Source organism: Isoptericola sp. NPDC055063 (assembly GCF_053608125.1).
In genome coordinates this window covers 137738-160906 of the sequence record NZ_JBSGUW010000013.1, presented here as the reverse complement: position 1 = coordinate 160906, position 23169 = coordinate 137738, and the positions used below count along the sequence as shown (strand labels likewise).

Sequence of the window (23169 nt, the reverse complement as noted above, 5' to 3'; positions counted from 1 at the left end):
CTACGCCTCGCCGGCGTCGTGCACGAGCAGGGCGACCTGCGTGCGGTTCTCCAGCCCGAGCTTCTCCAGCACGCTCGACACGTGCGCCTTCACCGTGGGGACGCTGAGGTACAGGCGCGCCGCGATGTCGGCGTTCGACGCGCCGCGGCCGAGCTCGACGGCGACGTCCCGCTCGCGAGCGGTGAGCGCGTCCAGCGCGGCGCGGGCGCGGTCGCGCGCGCCGTCCGACCCGGCGACGGCCTGCATGAGCCGCCGCGCGACGTCGGGCGCCAGCACCGGCTCGCCCGCCGCGGCCGCGCGCACGGCCGCGGCGATGCGGGCGGGCGGCATGTCCTTGAGCAGGTAGCCCGCGGCCCCCGCGCGCAGCGCGCCACCCACCTCCTCGGCGGTGTCGAACGTGGTCAGCACGACGACGGCCGGCGGCGACGGGCGGGCCCGCACCCGGCGGGTCGCGGTGACGCCGTCGACGCCCGGCATGCGCAGGTCCATGAGGACGACGTCGGCCGGGTGCGCGTCCAGGACGCCGGGCACGTCCGCCCCGTCGGCGGCCTCCGCCACCACGCGCATGCCGTGCGCGCCGTCGAGCATGAGCCGCAGGCCCGCCCGCACCAGCGCGTCGTCGTCCACGAGCACGAGCCGGACGACCGTCCCCGGGTCGTCGGTGCCGGTGGGGTCGGTGCCGGCAGGGTCGGTGCTGGCAGGGTCGGTGCCGGCGGGTTCGGTGCCGGGGAGCGTCGTCACGCGTCCCACGGTAGCCATGCCTCCACCGCGAAGCCGCGCGACCCGTCGGGACCCGTGGAGAGCGTGCCGCCCAGCAGCGTGGCCCGCTCGCGCAGCCCGACGAGCCCGGTGCCCGTCCCCTCGCCCACCGGGGGCGTGCTGCCCGGCCGGGCGCCGTCGTCGGCCACGCGGACCCGCACCTCGCCGGGCGCCGTCGCGACCGTCACCCGCACGGCCGAGCCGGGCGCGTGCCGGCGGGCGTTGGTGAGCCCCTCCTGCACCACGCGGAACACGGCCGTCGCGACGGCGGCGGGCGGCGCGTCGTCGGGCGCGGTGGAACCCGTGCGCTCGAAGGCGACCGTGGTGCCGGCGGCGCGGGAGTCCTCGACGAGCCGCCGGACGTCGTCGAGGCCGGGCACGGGCCCGAGGTCGTCGGGGCCGGCCCGCAGCAGCCGGATCACCTGCCGCAGGTCCTCCAGGGCGTCGCTCACGCCCGCCCGCACGCGGCCCGCGGCCGCCGCGAGCTGCGCCGGGTCGGCGTCGGGCCGGTACTCCATCGCGCCGGCCGTGGCGGCCAGGAGGGACAGGCGGTGCGCGAGGGTGTCGTGCATCTCGCGGGCGATGCGGGTGCGCTCGGCGGTCCGTGCCTCGGCGACGCGCTGCTCCTGCGCCGCCTCGGCCCGGCGCGCCCGATCGCGCAGGGACCACAGGACGAGGGCGCGCTCGCGCCCGTACGCGCCCCACCCGAACAGCGCGGCGTGCACCGCGACGTCGCACAGCAGCCACCAGCCGAGCGGCAGGCCCACCGGCCGCCACAGCGCCTGGACGGCGTGCCCCAGGACCCCCGCGCCGGCCACCCACGCCGCCGTCCGGACCGGGTACCAGCGCGCCACCTGCAGCGTGCCGACGGTCGAGGCGGGTGTCGCCGCCCCCGAGACCGCGGCGAGCACGGCGAGCGCGACGGCGGCCACCACGCTGCGGCGCGTGAAGAGCAGCGGGACCAGCGCGATCGCAGCGACCCCGACGGCGACGTCCACGCCGGCCGGCACGAGGATCGAGGCCGTCCCGTCGTGCGCTGGTGCCGCGCCCGCGACGGCGAAGGTGGCGAACGCCGTCAGCACGGCGACGAGCGCCCACGCCGCCACGAGGATCCCGCGCGGGGCGGGCGGCGGGCCCTGGTCGGACGGCGCCCACGGGTCGTACTCCGCCCAGCCGCCGGGCCGGGCCGGGGCGGGGTGCGGGGTGGTGCCGGTGCTGGTCATGACCGGGACGCTACGGCCCACGGCCCCCGGGCGACACCGACGAAAGTCGGGGGTGGTCCCGTCGGACGGCGCGACGACGACCGACGACGGCAGGGCGCGCGCGGGGCCCGCCCCGCGGGACGGTCGTCGTACCGGCAGGGAGCCGGCACCGAGGAGGGGACGACATGGACACGACGACGCACCAGACGACCTTCACGACCACGAGCAGCGTCACCGGCAACACCGACGGACCGGCCGGGCCGGCGGGCGGCCGCGCGGTGCAGGGCCGGAACCCCGGCGGTCCGGCCGGGCGCTCGTGGCGCGACCGGGCCTGGTGGAACCGCCCGCGGTCCGTGATCGTGGGGGCGGTGCTCGCCGGCGCGGTGGTCTTCCTGGCCGGCACGCCGGCCGGCGTCGACCCGCAGGTGCGGGCCGGCTCGGGGACCCTCGAGGTCACGATCTCGATGGTCATCGCCACGAGCCTCACCGCGGCGCTCGGCGGGTGGGGGGTCCGCGCGCTCCTGCTCCGCCGCCCGGGCGGAGGCCGCCGCGCCTGGCTCCTGGTGAGCGGGGCGGTGCTGCTGGTCTCGCTGCTGGGCCCGCTGGGGGCGGCGAACGCCGGCGCGGTCGTGCTGCTCCAGCTGGAGCACCTCGTCGTGGGCGGCGTGATCATGCTCGGCCTCAGCGGGGCGGCGCCTCGGGCAGGAGCGGGCCGAAAGCCTGCCGCGCCGCGAGCATGAGCACGAGGAGCGGCTCGCGCCGTAGCTCGAACGCCGGTCGGTCGACGAGCCCGCGCTCCGCGCGACGGTGCAGCATGGCGAGCTCGGTGGCCGCCTGCTGGTAGTCGCGCAGGGCGCGGGCCGGGCCCGGCCCGCCGGCGGCGCGCACCCGGTCGCGGGCGCGACGCCGGGCGGGCAGCGACGCGAGCATGGCGACGTCCGCCCCGGTCACGACCCCCGCCGCCCGGTACGGCGGCAGGTACCGGCCGATCGACGCCACGGTGCGGGCCCGGTCGGCACGCACGACGACGAGCAGGCCCACCAGGACGACGAGGCCCACCGCGTAGACGGCCACGGTGGCGCCCGCGGGGAGGGTCGCGGCCCCGTTCCACAGCGCGTGGTACGTGACGGCGCCGAGCAGGCCGAGCAGCACGGGGACCGCCCGCCGCAGGCCGGGGGCGGCGAGGGCCGCCGTCGCGACCCCGATGCCGGTCAGGGACGAGCACAACGGGTGCACCAGGGGGGTCGCGATCCCGCGGGCGACGAACGTCGCGGCCAGGGCGTCCGGGCCGGCGACCGTGTAGTAGTGGATGTTCTCCACGGTGGCGAAGCCGAGGCCCACCATCGAGCCGTAGATGATGCCGTCGGTCGGGCCGTCGATCTCGTGCCGGCGGAACCACAGCATCCCCACCAGGACGAGGCCCTTGAGCGTCTCCTCGACGAACGGCGCCCCGAGCACCGCCGTCACGACGAACCCCTCCTCGGGCCCCAGCAGCGGCGCCCACAGCAGGGTGAGCCCGGCCGTGTTGAGCACCATCGCCAGCAGCACTGCGACGCCGGCGCCCCACAGGAACGACAGGACGAGGGCGTCGGGCGGCTCCGGCTCGAGCCGGTCGAGGGAGAGCACGCCCGCGAGCAGCAGGGGCAGCGGGAGCAGGGCGAGCAGCAGCCCCTGCGCGAACGTCGGCCCCTCGGCGGCCGTCACCGCGAGGACCACGAGCAGGCACAGCGACGACACCGCGATCACGACGATGGCGCCCACCGGCGGGCGACCGGGCCGCCGACCGGCGAGGATGGCCTTCGGGTCGAGGGCTGCCATGGCCCTCGATCCTAGAACCCGCCCCGAGGAGGTCGTGCCGTGACCACGGTCGTGTCCACCCTGTTCATCTCGCTCGACGGGGTCGCGGAGATCGACCCCGCCTGGCACTTCCCGTACTTCGACGACCACATGGCCGCCGCCGTCGACGACGACTACCAGGGCACGGACGTGCTCCTGGTCGGGCGGGTCACCTACGACAGCTTCGCCGGGGCGTGGCCCGGGCGGGAGGAGGCCGGCGAGGCCGACGCGTCGTTCGCGAAGCGGCTCGGCGACATGCGCAAGGTGGTCGCCACCCGCGGCGACGCCGACCTCGGCTGGCGGAACGTGGAGCGGCTGGAGGGCGACCTGCCGGCCGCCGTCGAGGCGCTGAAGGCCGAGGACGGCGTCGAGAAGGTCCTCGTGCCGGGCTCGCTGTCGGTCGTCCGCCAGCTCCTGGCCGCCGGACTGCTCGACGAGCTGCGCCTGCTGGTGCACCCCGTCGCCGCCCGCCGCGGCGAGCGGCTCTTCGACGAGGGCGAGCCGATCTACCCGCTCACCCTGCTGCGCTCGGAGGCGCTGCCGACCGGCGTCGTCCGGCTGATCTACGCGCCGAGCGAGCTGCCGAACCACGCCGGCTACGAGGACGTCAAGGACAAGGTGCCCGGCGGCGAGTAGTCCGCCGGGCACCTTCTGGTGAGGCGAGGGTCAGGCGCGGTGCTCGCGGTAGTAGCGGATGAGCGCCTGGGTGGAGGAGTCCTGCGCGGCGAGCGCGGCGTCGTCGCCCGAGACGGCCGGCGCGATCTCGAGGGCGAGCTTCTTGCCCAGCTCCACGCCCCACTGGTCGAAGCTGTCGATGCCCCACACCACGCCCTGCACGAACGTGATGTGCTCGTACAGCGCGACGAGCTGGCCCAGCACGGACGGCGTGAGCGCGGGCGCCACGATCGACGTCGTGGGCCGGTTCCCGGAGAAGACGCGCGCGGCGACGATCTCCTCGGGCGTGCCCTCGGCGCGCACCTCGTCCGCCGTCTTGCCGAAGGCGAGGGCCTTGGTCTGGGCGAAGAAGTTTGCGAGGAACAGCTCGTGCACGTCGGCGCCCGGCGCCACGGCCTTGCCGTCGCCGGCGGCGTCCGCCAGCGGGTAGGCGGGCGTCGCGACGGCGATGAAGTCCGCCGGGATGAGGCGCGTGCCCTGGTGGATGAGCTGGTAGAAGGCGTGCTGGCCGTTGGTGCCCGGCTCGCCCCAGAACACCTCGCCCGTCTGCGTCGTGACCGGGGAGCCGTCCGAGCGCACGGACTTGCCGTTCGACTCCATCGTCAGCTGCTGCAGGTAGGCCGGGAAGCGGTGCAGCTGCTGCGCGTACGGCAGCACGGCGTGCGTGTGGGCGCCGAGGAAGTTGCCGTACCAGACGTTCAGCATCCCCATGAGGACGGGCACGTTGGACTCGAACGGCGTGCTCCGGAAGTGCTCGTCGACGGTGCGGAAGCCGGCGAGGAGGTCGCGGAACACGTCGGGACCGAACGCGATCGCCAGCGACGTGCCGATCGCGGAGTCCACCGAGTAGCGGCCGCCCACCCAGTCCCAGAACCCGAACGCGTTGGCCGGGTCGATGCCGAACGCCGCGACCTTGTCGAGCGCCGTGGAGACCGCGACGAAGTGCTTCCCGACGGCGGCCTGGCGGGCCTCGTCCGTGTCCTCGATGGCGCCGGCCGTGACCAGGCCCTCCCAGAGCCAGGCGCGCGCGAGGCGGGCGTTCGTCAGCGTCTCCAGCGTGCCGAACGTCTTCGAGGCCACGATGAACAGCGTGGTCTCCGGGTCGAGCCCGGCCGTCTTCTGCGCGACGTCCGTCGGGTCGATGTTGGACACGAACCGGGCCTCGAGGGCGTCGTCGCCGGTGCGGCCGTACGGCTTGAGCGCCTCGTAGACCATGACCGGTCCGAGGTCGGAGCCGCCGATGCCGATGTTCACCACCGTGCGCACCGGCTTGCCGGTGACGCCCGTCCACGACCCGTCGCGCACCTGGTCGGCGAACGCGCTCAGCTTGTCGAGCTCGGCCTGCACGTCGGCGTCGACGTCCTGCCCGTCGACCACGAGCGGCGGCTGCGTGCCGGGCGCGCGGCGCAGCGCCGTGTGCAGCACGGCGCGGTCCTCCGTCACGTTGATGTGCTCGCCGGTGAACATCGCCTCGATGCGCTCCGGCAGGTGCACGTCGTGGGCGAGCCGGACCAGCAGGTCCAGGGTCTCGTCCGTCGCGAGGTTCTTCGACAGGTCGACGTGCAGGTCGCCCGCGACGTGGGTCATGCGCTCGGCGCGGCCCGGGTCGGCGGCGAACCAGCCGCGCAGGTCGCCCCGGAACTCCTGGTAGTGGGCGTAGAGGTCGCCCCAGGAGGTCGTGGTGGTGGGATCGACGGGGGAGGAGGTCATGGGTCCAACGGTACTGACCGCCCGGCCCGGTTGCGCGGCCTGTTCACGCTGCCAGGATGACCACCAGCCGGGGACGGACCCGGCCTGGCGGAGGAGAGGGACGCATGGCGAATTTCACGGTCTGGAAGTTCGACGACCCGGGCGCGGCCGACCGCGCCTTCAAGGCCGTCAAGGGCGGCGAGGCCGACGGCCTGGTGAAGATCGTCGACCACGCCGTGGTGAGCTGGCCGGAGGGTGCGAAGAAGCCCGACACCCACGGCTCGCACGACGACACGGCCAAGGCCACCGGCTGGGGCGCCGTCTGGGGACTCCTGCTCGGCGCGCTGTTCTTCCTGCCGGTCCTGGGGGCGGCCGCGGGCGCGGTGATCGCCGGCATCACGCGCTCGCTGTCCGACGTCGGCATCACGGCGAAGGACCTCGAGAAGATGAAGGCGGAGATCGTGCCCGGCACGTCGGCGCTGTTCATCGTGACCGAGCCGATCGACCCCGACCGTCTGGGGGAGCGCCTGCACGGCATCGACGCGACCCTGGTCAGCACCAACCTCACCGACGCGGAGCGACGGACCCTGCTGGAGTCGTTCGGCCAGTGAGCCCCGGCCGGCCCCGTGCCGCCCGGCCGACGAGCCCGCCGCCTCCACGGGCCGGCGGGCTCGCCCGTGCCGTGGGGCCCCGTCCATCAACACCGTCAGGCGGGCTGCCAGCGGTTGCCCCACCGGCGCGTGAGCACCGCGCCGAACGTGTCGGCCAGCGCGTCGACCCGGTCGTGCACGGCGTCCGCCACCCGGTGCGCGGCCGCGTCGTCGTCCGCCGTGAAGCGCACCGTCACGCGCGCCCGTCCGCGCACCACCCCGACGTCGAACGACTCGACGGTCACGAGGTCGCGGGCCGCGGCGGCCGCGGCCGGCAGCACGTCCGCCGGGTCAACCCCGGGTTGCAGGAGGCCGACGCCGAGCGTCACGCGGTAGGAGGGCACGCGGCGATCCTGCCACCCGGCGACGACGACGAGCCGCCCCGTCACCGGGTCCCGTCCTCGGCGACGCGCACCGTCCCGTCACAGGTCACCCCGGCCGCCGCCACGCGGGCCCCCGTAGACTCGCCGCCGTGACTGCCGCCTCGTCGACCGCACCCACCCCCGGCCCCGGGCCCGTCGCCCTCGAGATCGCCGTGCAGGACGTCGCCGGAGCGCGCGTCGCCGCCGCGGGCGGGGCCGACCGGCTCGAGCTGTGCGCCGCGCTCGCGGGCACCGGCGGGCTCACCCCGTCCGCGGGCATGGTCGCCGCCGTCGCCGACGCGCTGCGCGGCAGCGGCGTGGGCGTGCACGTCCTCGTGCGGCCCCGCCCCGGCGGGTTCGTCTTCTCCGCCGAGGAGACCGACGTCCAGGTGCGCGACGTCCGCTCCGTGCTCGACGCCGGCGCCGACGGCGTCGTCGTGGGCGCGATGACCCCGGACGGCGAGGTCGACGCCGCAGCCCTCGCGGCCTTCGTCGCCGCGGCCGGCGACTCCGAGGTGACCTTCCACCGCGCGATCGACCAGGTCGCGCGGCCCCTCGACGTGCTCGAGGCGCTCGCGGCCGCCGGCGTGCGGCGCGTGCTGACCTCGGGCGGCGCGGCGCGGGCGGGCGAGGGCCTCGACGTCCTCGCCGCGCTGGCCGGCCGCGGCCGCGAGCTCGGCGTCGAGGTCATGGCCGGCGGCGGCGTCCGCGTCGAGGACGTGCCCGCCCTCGTCGCGGCCGGCGTGCACGCCGTGCACCTCTCCGCCAAGCGCACCGTGGTCGCCGACGGCGGCCCCGGCGGAGGAGGCACCAGCGGCTACGACGTCACCGACCCCGACGTGGTCGCCGCGACCCGCGCCGCGCTCGACCGTGCGACCCTCGACCGCGCCGGCGCCGGGACCGCCCCGTGAGCGGCGCCGCCCACGCCTTGGCCGTCGCGGCCACCACCGACCCCGCCCAGGGGTACGACGGCTTCATCGGCTGGGTGCTCGGCCTGATGACCACGCTCGGCGAGGTCGGCGTCGGCGCCGCCGTCCTGCTCGAGACGTTCATCCCGCCCATCCCGTCCGAGGCCGTGCTGCCCGCCGCCGGCTTCCTCGCCTACGACGGGCAGATGAACGCGTGGCTCGCGATCCTCGCCGCGACGGCGGGCGCCGTCATCGGCGCCTGGGTGTGGTGGGGCCTGGGGCTGGCGCTCGGCCGGCGCCGCACGCGCGCCATCGTCGACGCCATCCCCCTCATGGACGGCACGGACTTCGACAAGGCCGAGGCGTTCTTCGCGAGATGGGGGCGCGTAGCGGTGCTGGTGGGGCGCTGCGTCCCGCTGGTGCGCAGCTTCATCTCCATCCCCGCCGGCATCGAGCGCATGCCGTTCTGGTCCTTCACCCTCTACACCGCCATCGGCTCCGGGGTGTGGAACAGCATCTGGGTCGGCCTGGGCTACGCCTTCGGCCCCGCCATCGAGCCCGTGCTCGAGCAGTGGAGCGGCATCATCTCCGACGCCGTGCTGGTGATCATCGCCCTGCTCGTGCTGTGGTTCGTCGTGGTGCGGCTGCGGCAGCGCTACGTCGCCCGCCGCGGACCGCGCGAGCCCGAGCGCCGGCACGGTCGCGCGCGCTGACGCGCCGTCCTACGCTCCGGGCATGCGGAGCACCGGTGCGCGCGCGGCGGGCGGTGTCCTCGCCCTGACGGCCCTGCTCGCGGGCTGCGAGCTGCTCGACGACGACGCCCTGGACGACGAGGCGGTCGGCTTCGGCACGCCGCAGGTCGAGTACCTCGACGAGCCGGAGCTGCACCAGTACTTCCGGGCCGATCCCGCCCCGCTCGACGGCGAGCTGCGCGCGCCGGAGAACGGGTGCCTGGTGGCCGTGATCGACGGTACGGAGCACGTGGTCTTCTGGCCCGACGGGACGAGGGCGGTCGACAGCGGCGAACCCGTCGGCCGCTACGTCGTGACCCTGCCGGGCGGGACGGTGCTCGAGGCCGACGCGAGCGGCGGCGACGCGTTCACCGCCACGGGCGTGGTGGCCGACGCCGGCGGCGTGATCGCCGCCGACCCCGAGCATCCGGACGGCGACTACGTGGGCAGCTACCTGTCGTTCTGCGGCGTGGACGCGCCGCCGGTGAAGTTCCCGGACGCCGCGACGTTCGTCGTGCGCTGACCGGGCGGCCGACTACCGCGGCGGGGGCGCCGTCGACGCGCGGACGACCAGCGACGTGGGCAGGCGCAGGTGGCGCTCGCGGGCCGTGCCGCCGAGCAGGTCGAGGACGAGGCGCAGGGCCTCGGCGCCCATGCGGTGCATGGGCTGGGCGACCGTGGTGAGCGGGGGAGCGCTGCCCCAGGACTCGGGGACGTTGTCGAAGCCGACGACGGAGAGGTCGTCGGGGACGCGCAGCCCCAGCTCGTGGGCGACCTCGAGGACGCGGATGGCGGACAGGTCGTTGGCGGCGAACACGGCGGTGGGCCGGTCGGGGCGGTCGAGCAGGGCGCGGACGGGGGCGTCGGCGAGGTCGGGGCGGTAACCGCCGACCTTGACGAGCAGCGGGTCGACGGCGATGCCGGCGGCCTCGAGCGCCTGCCGGTACCCGAGCTCGCGCAGCCGGGCGGACTCGAGGTCCGGGCGCCCGCCCAGGTGGGCGATGCGCCGGTGGCCGAGCGCGATGAGGTGCTCGACGGCCTCGCGGGCGCCGGTGGTGTTGTCGGAGTCGACGGTGGGGGTTCCCTCCGGCCCGGTGTGCGGGTCGACGGCGACGACGGGCACGGGGGAGTCCGGGGACAGCACCATCGTGGGCGTCACGACGATGGCCGCATCCACGAGCGTCCCGGCGAGACGCGAGAGCGACCGTCGCTCCCAGCCCGCCTGGGCGCCGCCGTCGGTGCGGCCGGCGTAGGCGAGGAGCTCGTACCCGGTGCCGTCGACGGCGGCGGAGATGCCCTTGAGCAGCTCGGTGGAGTACGGCTCGAACTCGGCCACGAGGACGCCGATGACGTTGGTGCTGGTGCGGCGCAGGCTGCGCGCCACCAGGGAGGACTCGTAGCCGAGGTCCTCGACGACGGCCAGCACCCGCTCGGACGTGGCCGCCGCGACGCCGTACCGGTTGTTGACGACCTTCGACACGGTGGCCACCGAGACGCCGGCGACACGCGCCACGTCGGAGATGGTGACGCGGCCCGGGGCGGGGGCAGGGATGCCCGCGGCGGGCGGGTCGGCGGGGGTGCTCACGAGTCGACAGTATGCGCCACGACCGCGCCCGTCACACGGCTCGCCCGCCGTCGGACGTCGGCGAGGGTGAGGTTGTCGAAATCGTTATCGACAACGATTGACGAAACGGTCGGGCGCCTGCCACTCTCGTGTTCAGGCACTCACCACCTCGCGGCAGCGTCGCTGCCGCGCCCGTCGACGAAGACAAGGGATCGATGATGACCAGGACGAGGATCATGCGCGGCGCCACCGCGGTCGCGCTCGGGACCGCCGTGGCGCTCCTCGGCGCCGCCTGCGCGGGCCAGGGCACCGCCGACCAGGGCGACGGCGGCGGCAACGCCGACGGCAAGTCCATCACGTGGTGGCACAACTCCAACACCGGTGAGGGCAAGGAGTACTACGACAAGGTCGCGGCCGACTTCGAGGCGGCGCACGAGGGTGTGACCGTCAAGGTCGAGGCCATGCAGCACGAGGACATGGTCACCAAGCTGCAGGCCGCGATGCAGGCTGGGAGCGGCATCCCGGACGTGTTCATGAGCCGCGGCGGCGGCGAGCTGCAGAACGACATCGACGCCGGCCTGCTCCGCGACCTCACCGACGACGCGTCGGACACGATCGAGAAGATCTCCTCGTTCGCCGGCCAGTACACGGTCGACGACCACACGTACGCCCTGCCCTTCTCGATGGGCATCGTGGGCATCTGGTACAACAAGGACATCTTCGCCAAGGCCGGCATCGACGACGTGTCGCCGAACCCGACCATCGACGAGTTCTACGGCTACATCGACAAGCTCAAGGCTGCGGGCGTCGACCCGCTCTCCGTGGGCGCCGGCGACAAGTGGCCGGCCGCGCACTACTGGTACTACGGCGTGGTGCGGGAGTGCCCGTTCGACACCGTCGAGGCGGCGATCGACTCCGGCGACTACTCCGACCCGTGCTTCATCAAGGCCGGTGAGCACGTCCAGGACATCATCGCCAAGAAGCCCTTCAACAAGGGGTTCCTGGGCACCGGGGCCCAGGAGGGTCCGACGTCGGCCTCCGGTCTGCTCGCCTCGGAGAAGGTCGGCATGGAGCTCGCCGGTCACTGGGAGCCCGGCGTCGTGGGCGGTCTCCGCGAGGACCAGCAGGTTCCGGACTGGATGGGCTGGTTCGCCTTCCCGACGTTCGACGGCCAGGGCGGCGCCCCGGACGACCAGATGGGCGGCGGTGACGCGTGGGCCGTCTCCAAGGACGCCCCGGACGTCGCGGTCGACTTCGCCGAGTACCTGCTGAGCGACGAGGTGCAGCAGGGCTTCGCCGAGCTGGACATGGGGCTGCCCACCAACCCGGCGGCCACCGACTCCCTGTCCAACGAGACGCTCAAGCAGCTCATCCCGGTGCGGGACGGCGGCGGCCAGACCCAGCTCTACCTGGACACCCGCCTCGGCCAGTCGGTCGGTAACGCGATGAACGACGCGATCGCCCTCATGTTCGCCGGCGAGGCCGGCCCGCAGGACATCGTCGACGCGATCGAAGAAGCCGCGGCGAAGCAGGGATGATCGAGATGGCAGACGACGCCGCCGTGACCACGGCGCCCGCATCGCCTGCCACCTCCTCCGGTCCGGCTGCCGGTGCGACCCCTCCGGGTCGCTCGGCAGCCGGACGTTCGGCTGGGGGTCGGCGGTCGACGGACTCGACGCTCCGCAAGCGTCTGGAGATCACGTTCTTCGTGGCCCCGGCGCTCGCGATGATCCTGCTCTTCGTCGTCTGGCCGGTCATCACGGCCGTCCAGATGTCCGGCTACCGGTGGAACGGTCGCGGCCCGATGGTCGACTTCGTCGGCCTCGCGAACTACGTGTCGGTGCTGACCGACGACGTGTTCGTCGGCTCGCTGGTGAACAACCTCGTGATCGTGGTGGGCTCGATCCTGATCCAGCTCCCCCTGGGGCTGGCGATCGCCCTGCTCCTCAACCGCCGGATGTGGGGCCAGAGCGCACTGCGCACCATCATCTTCGTGCCGTACGTCCTCGCCGAGGTCGTGGCGGGCGTCATCTGGTTCCAGCTGCTGCAGCCCCAGTACGGCGTGCTCGACACCCTCCTGACGGCCGTCGGCCTCACGCCTCCCGAGCAGGGCTGGCTCGGCGACCCCGACCTCGCCCTGTGGACGGTCCTGGCCATCCTGACGTGGAAGTACCTCGGCCTGGCCGTCATCCTCTTCCTCGCGGGCCTGCAGGGCGTGCCCGACGAGCTCTACGAGGCGGCCCAGCTCGACGGCGCGTCCTGGTGGCAGGTGCAGCGCAAGATCACCATCCCGCTGCTCGGCCCCACCATCCGCACCTGGGGCTTCCTGTCCATGATCGGCTCGCTGCAGCTCTTCGACATGGTCTGGATCCTCACCAAGGGCGGGCCGGCCAACGCCACCAGCACCATGGCGATCTACCTGGTCAACGAGGGCACCCGCAGCGCCAACTTCGGGATCGCCGGCGCTGCGTCCGTGATCCTCTTCCTGATCGCCCTCGTCATGGCGGTCCTCTACCAGCGACTCATCCTGCGTCGCGACGCCCAGGGGGTGGCGTGATGACCATGTCGACCCAGACTCCGGCCACGAACGACCCGACCACGAACAGGCCGACCGCGACCCGGCCGGCCGTGCGCCGTCGGGGCAGCGCGGGCAGGTTCCAGGGCGGCAGCCCCGCCGTCTACGCCGTCGCGTTCGTGGTGGTCTGCGCGACGCTCGGCCCCGTCGTCTACGGCGTGCTGAGCGGCTTCCGCAGCAACGCGCAGCTCGCGAACGCACCGGCGTCGCTGCCCGACCCGTGGATCTTCACCAACTACACGGGGGTGCTCACCAACCCCTCGTTCTGGCAGTACACCGTCAACTCCGTGATCATCGCGGTCATCACCACCGCGATCGTCGTGGTCTTCGGCGTGATGGCCGCCTACCCGCTCGCCCGGTACGCGTTCAAGGGCCGCGAGGCGCTGTTCATGGTGTTCGTGGCGGGTCTGCTCTTCCCCGCCACCGTGGCCGTCGTCCCGTTGTTCATCCTCCTCACGCAGAACTTCGGGCTCGGCAACACGTGGTGGGGCGTGGCCCTGCCGCAGGCGGCGTTCGCGCTGCCGATGACGGTCGTGATCCTGCGCCCCTTCATCAAGGCGCTGCCCAAGGAGCTGGAGGAGGCGGCACAGCTCGACGGCACCAGCCGGGTCGGGTTCTTCTGGCGCATCCTGCTGCCCCTGTCCGGGCCCGGCATGGTGACCGTGGGGGTGCTGGCCTTCGTCGGCTCCTGGAACGCCTACCTCCTCCCGCTGCTGCTGCTGCAGGGCGACATGAAGACGCTGCCGCTGGGCGTCGCCGACTTCTCCTCGGAGCACTCGTCGGACACCGCGGGCGTCTTCGCGTTCACGACGCTGGCGATGATCCCTGCGCTGGTGTTCTTCCTCGCGATGCAGAAGCGCATCGTGAACGGCCTGCAGGGAGCCGTGAAGGGATGACCCAGACCAGTGGGACCAGCCAAGGAGAGCACGTGACCCACCCTGTACCCACGGTGCCGGCGCTGCCGGCGCTGACCGAGCTGCCCGCGGTGTCCGAGCGCGTCCGCGCGCTGCACGCCCGCATGACGCTCGAGGAGAAGCTCGCGCAGCTCGTCGGGTACTGGCTCGACCAGGGCGGCGAGGTGGTCGCCCCGATGCAGGGGGAGATGGCGGCCGGCGACGGCGGCCGGCTCGAGGAGATCACCCGGCACGGCATCGGCCACTACACCCGCGTGTACGGCACCCGGCCGGTGGACCCGGCCGAGCGGGCCGCCTGGCTGTGGGCGGAGCAGCAGCGCCTGCGCCGCGACACCCGGCTCGGCATCCCCGCCCTCGTGCACGAGGAGTGCCTCACCGGCCTCTCGGCGTGGAAGGCGGCGACGTTCCCGACGCCGCTGGCCTGGGGCGCGTCGTTCGACCCGGAGCTCGTGGCCGAGATGGGCCGCGTCATCGGGGACTCGATGCGCGAGCTGGGCATCCACCAGGGCCTCGCGCCCGTGCTCGACGTCGTCCGCGACCCCCGCTGGGGCCGCGTCGACGAGTGCATCGGCGAGGACCCGTACCTCGTCGGCACGGTCGGCACCGCCTACGTGCGCGGCCTGCAGGACGCCGGCGTGCACGCCACGCTCAAGCACTTCGTCGGGTACTCCGGCTCCCGCGCCGGGCGCAACCACGCGCCCGTCTCGGCCGGCCCCCGCGAGATGGCCGACGTGTACCTGCCGCCGTTCGAGATGGCGGTGCGCGACGGCGGCGTGCGGTCCGTCATGGCGTCGTACGTCGACGTCGACGGCGTGCCGATGCACGCGAGCGCCGAGCACCTCACCGGGACCCTGCGGGAGCGGTGGGGCTTCGACGGGACCGTCGTCGCCGACTACTTCGGCGTCGCGTTCCTCGAGGTGATGCACCGCGTGGCCGCCGACCGCGGGGAGGCCGCCGCCCAGGCGCTCGAGGCCGGCCTCGACATCGAGCTGCCGTCGGGCGACGCGTACCTCGAGCCCCTCGCGGAGCTCGTCCGCGCGGGCGGGCTCGACGAGCGTTACGTGGACCGCGCCGTGCTGCGTGCCCTCGCGCAGAAGGAGGAGCTCGGGCTGCTCGACGACGACGCGTTCGCGGGCGAGCCGCCCGCGGTGGTCGACCTGGACTCGCCCGCGCACCGCGACGTGGCCCGGCGCCTGGCCGAGGAGTCGCTCGTCCTGCTCACCAACGACGGCGTGCTCCCGCTCAAGGACTGGAGCGCCGCGCCCGGCCGCGTCGCCGTCGTCGGCCCCAACGCGCACCGCAGCGACGCCCTCATGGGCTGCTACTCGTTCGCCAACCACGTGCTGGCGCACCACCCCGAGGTGCCGAAGGGCTTCCACATCCCCACGGTCTTCGAGTCGATCGGGGGCGCGTTCCGCTCCGCGGGGCTGCCGCAGCCGGAGCTGGTGCACGCCGCCGGCTGCGACGTCGAGGGCGAGGACACGTCGGGCTTCGCGGAGGCCGTCGCGGCCGCCGCGTCCGCGGACGTGGCCGTCGTCGTGGTGGGCGACCACGCGGGCCTGTTCGGCCGCGGCACCGTGGGCGAGGGCAACGACGCCGAGTCGCTGGAGCTGCCCGGCGTGCAGCGCGGCCTCGTCGAGGCGGTGCTGGCCACCGGCACCCCCGTCGTCATGGTGGTGCTCAGCGGCCGCCCGTACGCGATCGACTGGGCGCTCGACGTCGCCGGGGACTCCGGCGACCGTCGCCCCGGCGCCGTGCTGCAGGCGTTCTTCCCCGGGGAGGAGGGCGGCACGGCCGTCGCCGCGGCGATCGCCGGCGCCGTCAACCCGTCGGGCCGCCTGCCCGTCTCGCTGCCGCGGTCGGCGGGGGCGCAGCCGTACTCCTACCTGCACCCCGTCCTCGGCGGGCCGTCCGACGTCACGTCCACCGACTCGACGCCGCTGCGGCCGTTCGGGTTCGGGCTGTCGTACACGTCGTTCGCGTACACCGACCTGGACGTGGACGCCGAGGTCGCCGCGGGCGGCGACTTCGCGGCCGCCGTGCGGGTCACCAACACGGGGACGGTCGCCGGGTCGGACGTCGTGCAGCTCTACGGGCGCGACGTCGTCGGGTCCGTCACCCGGCCGGTGGCGCAGCTCCTGGCCTACCGCCGGGTCGCTCTGGGGCCGGGGGAGTCGGTCGTCGTGCGGTTCGACGTCCCCACCACCCGGCTCGCGTTCGCCGACCGCCGCCTGGTGCGCGTCGTCGAGCCGGGCGACGTCGAGGTGTGGGTCGGGTCGCATGTGGCCGCCACCCCCGACGCCGACGCCGAGGACGTGCAGCACGCCACCGGCGGCGCCATCACCAGCGCCCGCCGCTCGGAGAAGCGGGAGCTGCCGGGCACCGCGACGCCCCACGCGGTGCTGCTCGTCACGGGCGACACCTACGAGGTGACCGTCGCCGACCGGCGGGTGGTGACGTCGGCCGTCGTGTGAGCCGCCGGCTCGGCGGGGGTGTCAGCCCTCGCCGAGCCAGCCGCGCCGCGCGGCCTGGACCCCCGCCTGGAAGCGGCTCGACACCCCGAGCCGGGTCAGCAATGCGGTGATGCGGCGTCGCGCCGTCGCGACGTGCACGTCGAGCTGCCGGGCGATCGACTCGTCCTTGAGGCCCGCGGCGAGCATGGTGAGGAGCTCGCGCTCCTCCGCCGTGGGCGAGCCCTCCGGGCCCGGCGCGCCGGGCGCGACGCCGTCGTCGCCGACCGCGATCGGGACCGAGTCCGCCCAGAGCATCTCGAAGAACGGCACGAGGACGTGCATGAGGATCCCGCCGCGCAGCACCAGCGCGGTGGCCCGCGCGTCCGCGGTCGAGGACGGCGGGAGCAGCGCGGTGGTGCCGTCGACGAGGATCAGCTTGGACGGCAGGGTGGCGCGCACCCGCACGGACATCCCCTTGCCGACGCGGTCGCGGATGCCCTCGGCCCGGCCGGGCAGGTCCAGGGCCTCCCGCGCGAGGATCCGGCGGAACGTGACGCCCCGGTCCAGAGCCTCCTCGTCGGCGTCGGCGCCGCGGTTGAAGTGCGCCGACGGCGCGACCGCCGCGTCGTCCTGGGCGTACGGCGGGGCGTCGAGGATCAGCACCTCGCGCTCGGCCGCCATGACGATGTGCGTGCTGAGCCGCGCGATCTCCGGCAGCCCGACGACGAGGCCCACATCGGCGACGGGCAGCCGCGCGTCCTGCGGCCACAGCGAGTCCGCGAGCCCGTCCACCATCGCGTCGACGGTGCGCAGCTCCGCCTCCCGTGCGGTCAGCTCCGCCAGCCGGCGCACGACGACGGTCCGCAGCGCCGCGCGCGGCGCGACCGCCCCGTAGGAGGTGAGGAAGCCGTCGGCCGAGAGTCGCTCCAGCGCCCGCTCCGTGCGGTCGGGATCGAGCCCCACCTGCGCGGCCAGCTCCGCGGAGGACGTGCCCCCGATGCGTAGTGCCGCCCGGTAGAGCCGCAGCATGTCGTCGTCCAGGCCGAGCCGGGACAGCTCGGAACGCTCGGCGACGGGGCCGGCGACGGCGGTCTCGTCGCCGGTCGGCGGGCGGTCGGGCACGGCGGGGGGCACGACCGGAGTGTGCGGTCTCCGGACACGAGAGACAAATCGCCACACCGTGCCGGACGGACCGCGGCCGGGCATCCCACGTGGGGCGCCCGGCCGCGGCCTGTCTGCAGGTGTCGGGAGGTCAGGTCAGCACTTGCCGACCGGGCGGTCCCGCTTTACCAGGTTGGTGTGACTGGTGGTGCCGTCGAACCACAGCACGCGGGAGCCCTCGTCGGCGGCGGCGAACATCTGCTCGCCACGGCCGCAGGACATCCGCTGCGCGCCCTTCGTGCCGTCGGCGGCCACCTGGTAGAGCTTCGGCAGCGTCGCGTTGGCCCACGTCGTCGCCGGCGGGATCGACGTGATCGTCACCGCGGTGCCCGACGCCGTCAGCGAGTAGGGGTAGAGCGTGCTGTCGGCCGACTCCGGGACCAGCGTCACCGGGTGGGTGCCGTCGAAGGACGCCTTGCGCACGGCGGCCTGGCCGCCGTCGGCGATGTCGGTGTCCTCGATCCAGACGACCCCGTCGTCGGTGAAGCCGGTCTGGCCGATGCCCATCACGGAGGCGTTGTCCATCGGCATGAGGGTCTTGGTCCCGGCGACGGTGTCGAAGACCTCGACGCCGAGCCGCGGGCCGTCCGCCGTGTACCAGAGCTTCGCGTAGGCGATCTTGCCGTCCTTGACCGACGGCAGGGCCGTGGACACCGCGGGGCTGCCGGGGTCGACCAGGCCGGACGCTCCGGTCTTCATGTTCACCCAGCCGACGTGCTGGGTCCCGGTGGTGTAGTCGGTCACCGTCCGGACGGCGAGGTCGCCGTCGACGGCCAGCGACCCGACGGGCCCGTTGTGGCTGAAGACGATCGGCTTCGTCACACCGCCGGACACGGCGCGCGACCACATGTTGATCGAGCTGCCGGTGTACTCGGCCCAGACGACGGACTTGCCGTCGGTGTCGGCGTACACGTTGAAGTTGCCGTTGTTGCCGCTCACGAGCTCCGGCTGGCCCTTGCCGTCCGTGCTGCCCAGCCACACCGAGTACGGCATCGAGCCGTCCTCGTTGCTCCGCGAGACGGCGTACTTGCCGCCGCCGGCGCCGACCCCGGTGTCGCCGACGTTGACGTCCGCCATCAGGAGGTCGCTGTCGACGCCGAGCTTGGTCTCCCAGCCGGCCACGATGCCGTGCGCGTCGAAGGCTGCGTTGACGACCTTCAGCTGGTCCTTCGTGGCGCCGAGCTCCTGGGCGGCGGCGACCACGGCGGTGCGGCCGGCGAGGAAGTCGTCCAGCGGGGTCATGTACCCCGACAGGGCGCGGTAGACGATCTGGTCGGCAAGCTCCGCGCCGAGCTGCTCCCGGATGTCCCACAGGGAGCCCGAGAAGATCGTGGAGTTGAGGTGGACGCCGCCGTTGTCGCTGCCGATGCCGGCACCGACGAAGTTGGCGAAGGTGGTGGCGCCGTCGTTCAGGTCGCGCAGCGCGCAGTCGCGGGGGGCGAGGGTCGTGCACAGGTCCTCGCCGAGGAGCGCGGCGTCCGGGTCGTCCATCGAGACGCCGTTGGCCTCGAGGTCGATCGCGTTGCCGAAGTAGTCGGCGACGGCCTCGTTCATGGCGCCGGACTGGCCGACGTAGACGAGGTTCGCGGTGTGCTCGACGACCCCGTGGGTCATCTCGTGGCCGACGACATCGGTGTCCGCGGAGAAGGTGCGGTAGTCGCCGCCGCCCTTGCCGTAGACCATCTTCTGGCCGTCCCAGAAGGCGTTGTTGTAGGGCCCGCCGTTCGCGGTGACGCCCACGATGGAGTTGATGAAGGCGTCGGTCCCGTCGAGACCCTTCCGGCCGAACGTGTCCTTGTAGTAGTCGTAGACCTGGCCCGCCGCCCAGTGCGCGTCGACCATGCCGGAGTCCGTGAACTCCGGGCCGAAGTCCGCGGTGGCGTTCTGGCCGATCGTCGCCTGGCTGGGCCAGACGCCGGAGGAGTAGGCGGCCTCCGCGCCGTTCGCGTCGTACGTCTTGATCAGCGGGCCCTGGAAGGGCGAGTCCTCCGCCCGGCGGGTGTAGTCGAGCATCTGGAACGGCTTGTCCGCGCTGGGCTGGTAGAGGCCGAGGTCGACCGTCTCGCCGTTGTAGCGGACCCCGGTGCCGACGACCGAGCCAGGGGTGGAGGTCACCGCCGCCTCCGGGGCGTCGGCGGTCGTGGCGGTCGCCGCCGCGGCGGCGGGGTCGCCGTCCGGCGCGCCGAAGGTCTTGATCGCGCTGTACTGCAGCACCGGGAAGCCGCCGGCGGCGTCGACGTACACCTCCTGCTTGACCGGCATCCCGTCGGCGTCCACGCCGGTCACGGTGATGTGGCGGGTCAGCACGCCGTCGCCCTGCGGGAGGATGGCCAGGCCCTGCGACTCGCCGCTGAACGCCTTGAGGGTCTCGGGCGTGTCCTTCCGGAGGAGCCCCCCGGGGACGCCGGCAACCGCGGCGACCGCGCGCTGGATCGCGACCTTCTCCGAGACGGCCGGGGTCACGGTGTCCAGGGCGAGGTCGGTGTAGTACTTGCCCGACGTGCCGGTGACGGTGCGCTCGTCGCCGGACTTCGTCATCCGCACGACGTACTCGCCGCCCAGGACGTCGACGCCCTGGTACTGCTGCTGCAGGCGGACGACCTCCTGGCCGTCGGCGCTCTCGGTGCCGGCCGACTTCAGGGTCCTGCCCGGGTCGGCGATGTGGAAGCGGCCCTTGCTGGCGCCGAGGAACCCCTTGGCGGCCGTGGCGGGCGCGACCGACGCGTCGGCCTTCGCGGCCAGCCCGGTCACCAGCGCGGGGGTGTCCGTCGTGGTCTCGCCGTCGGGGATCGCGGTGGCCGCCACCGGCGACTGCTGCGCCGCGCCGGACGTCTGCGCGGACGCGACGGACGGCATCCCCGTCATGACCAGACCGGCGACGACGAGGGCCGTGAGGCCGTAGCCCGACACCCGCCGGCATCGCTGCCCTGCCCCCGGTGCTGCCGTCCCTGCCCGTGTCGCGTGCTCGTGTGCTGAGGTCGCCATCCGCGTCTCCTTCGTCCCAGGGGTGAACCTGCTCGATGGGTCCAAGGGAACGGGCGGCGCGGTGCCGCGGTCAACGGCCTGCGGCGCCGACAAGTTGGCATGCGCAGATGTGCACGCAAGCCTGTCGGCCTACCGGTCGTGGCCGGGCACCCGCCAGGATGAGGCATGGCCACGCTGTTGCAGGGGATCCGGTCCGTCGTCGCGCCCGTGACGCGCACGCGTGCTTTCCGGGCGGCGGCGCCGCGGGCGATGCCGCCCGTCGAGCGGGCGCTGGCGTGGCTCACCCGCGGGCGGTTCCAGCTCAGCGCGGTGCTCGTGCCCTCGCTGGTGCTGCACACGACGGGGGCGCGGTCGGGGGAGCCGCGCGACACCTACCTCATGTACACGCCGCTCGGGGAGGGACGACTGGTCGTGGCGGGCACGTCGTTCGCGCGCGACCGGCACCCGGCCTGGACGTACAACCTGCTGGCCCACCCGGACGCGGCGGTGAGCATCCGCGGCCGGCGGTACCCGGTGCGGGCCACGCTCGTGGACGACGCTGCGGAGCGCGACGCCGCGTGGGCGCGCATCGAGGCGCAGTGGCCCGGCTACCGGGCCTACGAGCGGGAGTCGGGGCGGGTGGTGCGGCTGTTCCGCCTCGAGCGCGCGGGCGCCTGACGGGGCCGGACGCACCGTAGGCTCGGGCGGCACCCGTCGACCCGCCCCCGGAGCCACCCCCTCGTGACCGCCAGCCTGCGCGCGCGCCGCAACGCGCTGTTCGCGCTGTTCTTCCTCAACGGCATCGCCATCTCCTCGTGGGTCACCCGCACCCCCGACGTGCGCGACCTCGTCGGCGCCTCCACCGGGCAGATGGGGCTCATCCTGTTCGGCCTGTCCGTCGGGTCGATGGCCGGGATCCTGGCCTCCGGCCCGCTCGTGGCGCGGTGGGGCACCCGCCCCGTGACGGTCGTCGGCATCTCCGCGATGGCGGTGGGCGTGGCGGTCGTCGGCGGGGGAGCGGCGCTGGGGTCGGGCGGGGTGGTCGCCCTCGGTCTCGGGCTCGTCGGGTGCGGCATGGGCGGCGGGGAGATCGCGCTCAACGTCGAGGGGGCGGAGGTCGAGCGGCTCCTCGGCCGTTCGGCGCTGCCCGCCATGCACGGCTTCTTCAGCCTCGGCACCGTGGTGGGCGCGACCGTCGGGATGGTGCTCACGAGCGTCGCGTTCCCGGTCGTCGTGCACCTGCTGGCGGCGGCCGCGGTGATGCTCGCCGGGCTCGCGGTCGCGATCCGGCCGATCCCCGCGGGCGTCGGCCGCCGCGACCCCGCCGCGCGGCGCGCCGACGCGGCGGCCGGGCCGCCTGTCTGGAAGGACGCACGCCTGCTGCTCATCGGCGGCATCATCCTCGCGCTCGCGCTGGCCGAGGGCGCCGCCAACGACTGGCTGCCGCTCGTCATGGTCGACGGGCACGGCTTCGACGCCGCCCTCGGGTCCGCCGTGTACGCCGTGTTCGCCGCCGCCATGACGATCGGCCGGTTCGTGGGCGGGCGGTTCGTGGACCGGTTCGGCCGCGCGGCGGTGCTGTGCGCCAGCGCCGTCGTGGGCGCCGCCGGCCTCGCGCTCGTGATCTTCGCGGACCAGCAGTGGGTCGCGGCGGGCGCCGCCGTCCTGTGGGGGCTCGGCGCGTCGCTCGGCTTCCCCGTGGCGCTGTCGGCCGCGGGCGACTCCGGCCCGAACCCGGCCGCGCGGGTGTCCCTCGCCGCCACCCTCGGCTACGTCTCGTTCCTCGTGGGGCCGCCCGTGCTCGGCTTCCTCGGCGACCACTACGGCCTGCGCTCCGCGCTGATCGTCGTCCTCGTGCTGGTCGCCGCGGCCGCGTTCCTCGCGCCCGCGGCGCGGACGCCCGCCCGGGTGCCGGCCAAGGTCGCCGAGCCCGTCTGAGCCCACCGCCGGGCCCCCGTCGGCAGGCCCTCCTAGGGTGAGGCGCATGGCCGACGCGAACGACCCGTACGAGCTCGTCCCCACCCCGCCCGACGTCGACGCGTACCTGCGCCTGCGCCGCGACGCGGGCCTCAGCCCGAAGACGGCGGAGCAGGCGGGCCACGCCGTCGCGAACAGCTGGGCGTTCGCACACGTGCGGCACCGCGGGTCCGGCGAGGCGGTCGCGATGGGCCGCGTGCTCGGCGACGGCGGCTGGTACTTCGTCGTCGCCGACATCGCGACGCTCCCCGCGCACCAGCGGCAGGGCCTGGGGCGCCGCGTGCTGGAGTGGCTGCTCGCCCAGATCGACGAGCGGGCTCCCGCCGACCCGTACATCACGCTCATGGCCGACGCCCCGGGACGACCGCTGTACCGCAGCCTCGGCTTCGTCGAGTCCGCCCCGCAGAGCCTCGGGATGGTCTGGGCGGGCCGCTAGAGAGAGGATCGACGTCGGACCCGGGCGCCGCGCCCGGGGGAGCGGCAGGAGGGCCGGCATGACCACCGACGGCGACATCCAGCAGACCATCGGCGACCTCATCGCCCGCGAGCGCGAGCTGCGCGCGCGTCTGGGGAAGGGCGAGATCGACGCGAGCACCGAGCACGAGGAGCTCGCCGCCACCGAGACGCGCCTCGACCAGTGCTGGGACCTGCTGCGGCAGCGCCAGGCGGCGCGCGAGTTCGGCGGCGACCCGGCGCAGGCGAAGGTCCGCCCGGCCGACGTCGTCGAGCACTACCGGGGGTAGCCGGGC

The 23169-nt window shown here is 74.4% G+C and carries 22 protein-coding genes and 1 pseudogene; 15 read left to right on the top strand and 8 right to left on the bottom strand.

From position 1 onward, the window contains the following. Both ACWF41_RS16680 and ACWF41_RS16675 read right to left on the bottom strand, forming a co-directional pair. The gene (locus tag ACWF41_RS16680; protein WP_380323005.1) at positions 1-741 is read right to left on the bottom strand and encodes a response regulator transcription factor; all 741 of its coding nucleotides are present in this window, start codon (positions 739-741) and stop codon (positions 1-3) included. Next, a complete protein-coding gene (locus ACWF41_RS16675) occupies positions 738-1982 on the bottom strand; it encodes a sensor histidine kinase (protein WP_380323002.1) in 1245 nt (414 codons plus the stop codon). The genes ACWF41_RS16680 and ACWF41_RS16675 overlap by 4 nt, the downstream gene beginning before the upstream one ends. 164 nt (positions 1983-2146) lie before the next feature. On the opposite strand from ACWF41_RS16675, the gene ACWF41_RS16670 reads away from it, so the two are divergent. Next, positions 2147-2701, top strand: coding sequence for a DUF6069 family protein (locus ACWF41_RS16670; protein ID WP_380322999.1), 555 nt, complete (start codon positions 2147-2149; stop codon positions 2699-2701). On the opposite strand, the gene ACWF41_RS16665 is transcribed toward ACWF41_RS16670, so the two are convergent. After that, the gene (locus ACWF41_RS16665; protein WP_380322996.1) at positions 2643-3779 is read right to left on the bottom strand and encodes a PrsW family intramembrane metalloprotease; all 1137 of its coding nucleotides are present in this window, start codon (positions 3777-3779) and stop codon (positions 2643-2645) included. The genes ACWF41_RS16670 and ACWF41_RS16665 overlap by 59 nt on opposite strands. A 39-nt stretch (positions 3780-3818) precedes the next feature. Here ACWF41_RS16665 and ACWF41_RS16660 point away from each other — a divergent pair, with 39 nt between their 5' ends. Then, positions 3819-4433, top strand: coding sequence for a dihydrofolate reductase family protein (locus tag ACWF41_RS16660; protein WP_380322993.1), 615 nt, complete (start codon positions 3819-3821; stop codon positions 4431-4433). A 30-nt stretch (positions 4434-4463) separates the two neighbouring features. Here ACWF41_RS16660 and pgi read toward each other — a convergent pair whose 3' ends face one another. Further along, positions 4464-6182 (bottom strand): glucose-6-phosphate isomerase, encoded by a 1719-nt coding sequence (gene pgi, locus ACWF41_RS16655; RefSeq protein ID WP_380322990.1) that lies wholly within the window; start codon positions 6180-6182, stop codon positions 4464-4466. Between the two features lie 104 nt (positions 6183-6286). On the opposite strand from pgi, the gene ACWF41_RS16650 reads away from it, so the two are divergent. After that, positions 6287-6772: a DUF1269 domain-containing protein gene (locus ACWF41_RS16650; protein WP_380322987.1), complete on the top strand. Its 486-nt coding sequence runs from the start codon at positions 6287-6289 to the stop codon at positions 6770-6772. A gap of 95 nt (positions 6773-6867) precedes the next feature. On the opposite strand, the gene ACWF41_RS16645 is transcribed toward ACWF41_RS16650, so the two are convergent. Next, positions 6868-7155, bottom strand: a complete 288-nt coding sequence (locus ACWF41_RS16645; protein WP_380322984.1) for a hypothetical protein — start codon at positions 7153-7155, stop codon at positions 6868-6870. 128 nt (positions 7156-7283) lie between these two features. On the opposite strand from ACWF41_RS16645, the gene ACWF41_RS16640 reads away from it, so the two are divergent. From ACWF41_RS16640 to ACWF41_RS16630, 3 genes are all read left to right on the top strand, one after another. Next, on the top strand, positions 7284-8084 hold the full coding sequence (locus ACWF41_RS16640) for a copper homeostasis protein CutC (protein ID WP_380322981.1): 801 nt from the start codon (positions 7284-7286) through the stop codon (positions 8082-8084). An 86-nt stretch (positions 8085-8170) separates the two neighbouring features. Then, complete coding sequence (locus tag ACWF41_RS16635; RefSeq protein ID WP_380323023.1) at positions 8171-8794, top strand: DedA family protein; 624 nt, start codon at positions 8171-8173, stop codon at positions 8792-8794. A 22-nt stretch (positions 8795-8816) separates the two neighbouring features. Next, entirely contained in the window at positions 8817-9335 is a 519-nt protein-coding gene (locus ACWF41_RS16630) for a hypothetical protein (RefSeq protein ID WP_380322978.1), read from the top strand. A gap of 12 nt (positions 9336-9347) precedes the next feature. Here the strand turns inward: ACWF41_RS16630 and ACWF41_RS16625 are convergent, their stop codons facing one another. Next, the gene (locus ACWF41_RS16625; protein WP_380322975.1) at positions 9348-10397 is read right to left on the bottom strand and encodes a LacI family DNA-binding transcriptional regulator; all 1050 of its coding nucleotides are present in this window, start codon (positions 10395-10397) and stop codon (positions 9348-9350) included. A gap of 197 nt (positions 10398-10594) precedes the next feature. Between ACWF41_RS16625 and ACWF41_RS16620 the strand changes: the two genes are divergently transcribed. Genes ACWF41_RS16620 through ACWF41_RS16605 form a run of 4 tightly spaced genes read left to right on the top strand, consistent with a single transcriptional unit; the run spans position 10595 to position 16339 of the window. Next, positions 10595-11914 (top strand): ABC transporter substrate-binding protein, encoded by a 1320-nt coding sequence (locus ACWF41_RS16620; RefSeq protein ID WP_380322971.1) that lies wholly within the window; start codon positions 10595-10597, stop codon positions 11912-11914. A 5-nt stretch (positions 11915-11919) separates the two neighbouring features. Next, positions 11920-12933, top strand: a complete 1014-nt coding sequence (locus ACWF41_RS16615) for a carbohydrate ABC transporter permease (protein ID WP_380346784.1) — start codon at positions 11920-11922, stop codon at positions 12931-12933. 5 nt (positions 12934-12938) lie between these two features. Continuing rightward, on the top strand, positions 12939-13847 hold the full coding sequence (locus ACWF41_RS16610; protein ID WP_380318661.1) for a carbohydrate ABC transporter permease: 909 nt from the start codon (positions 12939-12941) through the stop codon (positions 13845-13847). Next, the gene (locus ACWF41_RS16605; RefSeq protein WP_380318652.1) at positions 13844-16339 is read left to right on the top strand and encodes a beta-xylosidase/alpha-l-arabinosidase; all 2496 of its coding nucleotides are present in this window, start codon (positions 13844-13846) and stop codon (positions 16337-16339) included. Before ACWF41_RS16610 ends, ACWF41_RS16605 begins: the two co-directional genes overlap by 4 nt. Positions 16340-16360: 21 nt before the next feature. Here ACWF41_RS16605 and ACWF41_RS16600 read toward each other — a convergent pair whose 3' ends face one another. Continuing rightward, complete coding sequence (locus ACWF41_RS16600; protein ID WP_380318649.1) at positions 16361-17452, bottom strand: LuxR C-terminal-related transcriptional regulator; 1092 nt, start codon at positions 17450-17452, stop codon at positions 16361-16363. A 123-nt stretch (positions 17453-17575) separates the two neighbouring features. Next, entirely contained in the window at positions 17576-20389 is a 2814-nt protein-coding gene (locus tag ACWF41_RS16595; RefSeq protein ID WP_380318646.1) for a M4 family metallopeptidase, read from the bottom strand. A 240-nt stretch (positions 20390-20629) separates the two neighbouring features. Here ACWF41_RS16595 and ACWF41_RS16590 point away from each other — a divergent pair, with 240 nt between their 5' ends. The 5 genes and pseudogenes from ACWF41_RS16590 to ACWF41_RS16570 all read left to right on the top strand — a co-directional run bounded on the left by ACWF41_RS16590 (position 20630) and on the right by ACWF41_RS16570 (position 23163). Further along, entirely contained in the window at positions 20630-21121 is a 492-nt protein-coding gene (locus ACWF41_RS16590) for a nitroreductase family deazaflavin-dependent oxidoreductase (RefSeq protein WP_380318643.1), read from the top strand. A 42-nt stretch (positions 21122-21163) separates the two neighbouring features. Continuing rightward, a pseudogene (locus tag ACWF41_RS16585) lies at positions 21164-21532 on the top strand (MFS transporter); the annotation flags it as partial. After that, complete coding sequence (locus ACWF41_RS16580) at positions 21518-22381, top strand: MFS transporter (RefSeq protein WP_380318658.1); 864 nt, start codon at positions 21518-21520, stop codon at positions 22379-22381. The pseudogene ACWF41_RS16585 and the gene ACWF41_RS16580, both read left to right, overlap by 15 nt. Before the next feature lie 46 nt (positions 22382-22427). Further along, complete coding sequence (locus ACWF41_RS16575) at positions 22428-22856, top strand: GNAT family N-acetyltransferase (RefSeq protein ID WP_380318640.1); 429 nt, start codon at positions 22428-22430, stop codon at positions 22854-22856. Positions 22857-22914: 58 nt separating this feature from the next. Next, positions 22915-23163, top strand: coding sequence for a DUF2630 family protein (locus ACWF41_RS16570; protein ID WP_380318637.1), 249 nt, complete (start codon positions 22915-22917; stop codon positions 23161-23163). Positions 23164-23169 lie beyond the last annotated feature (6 nt).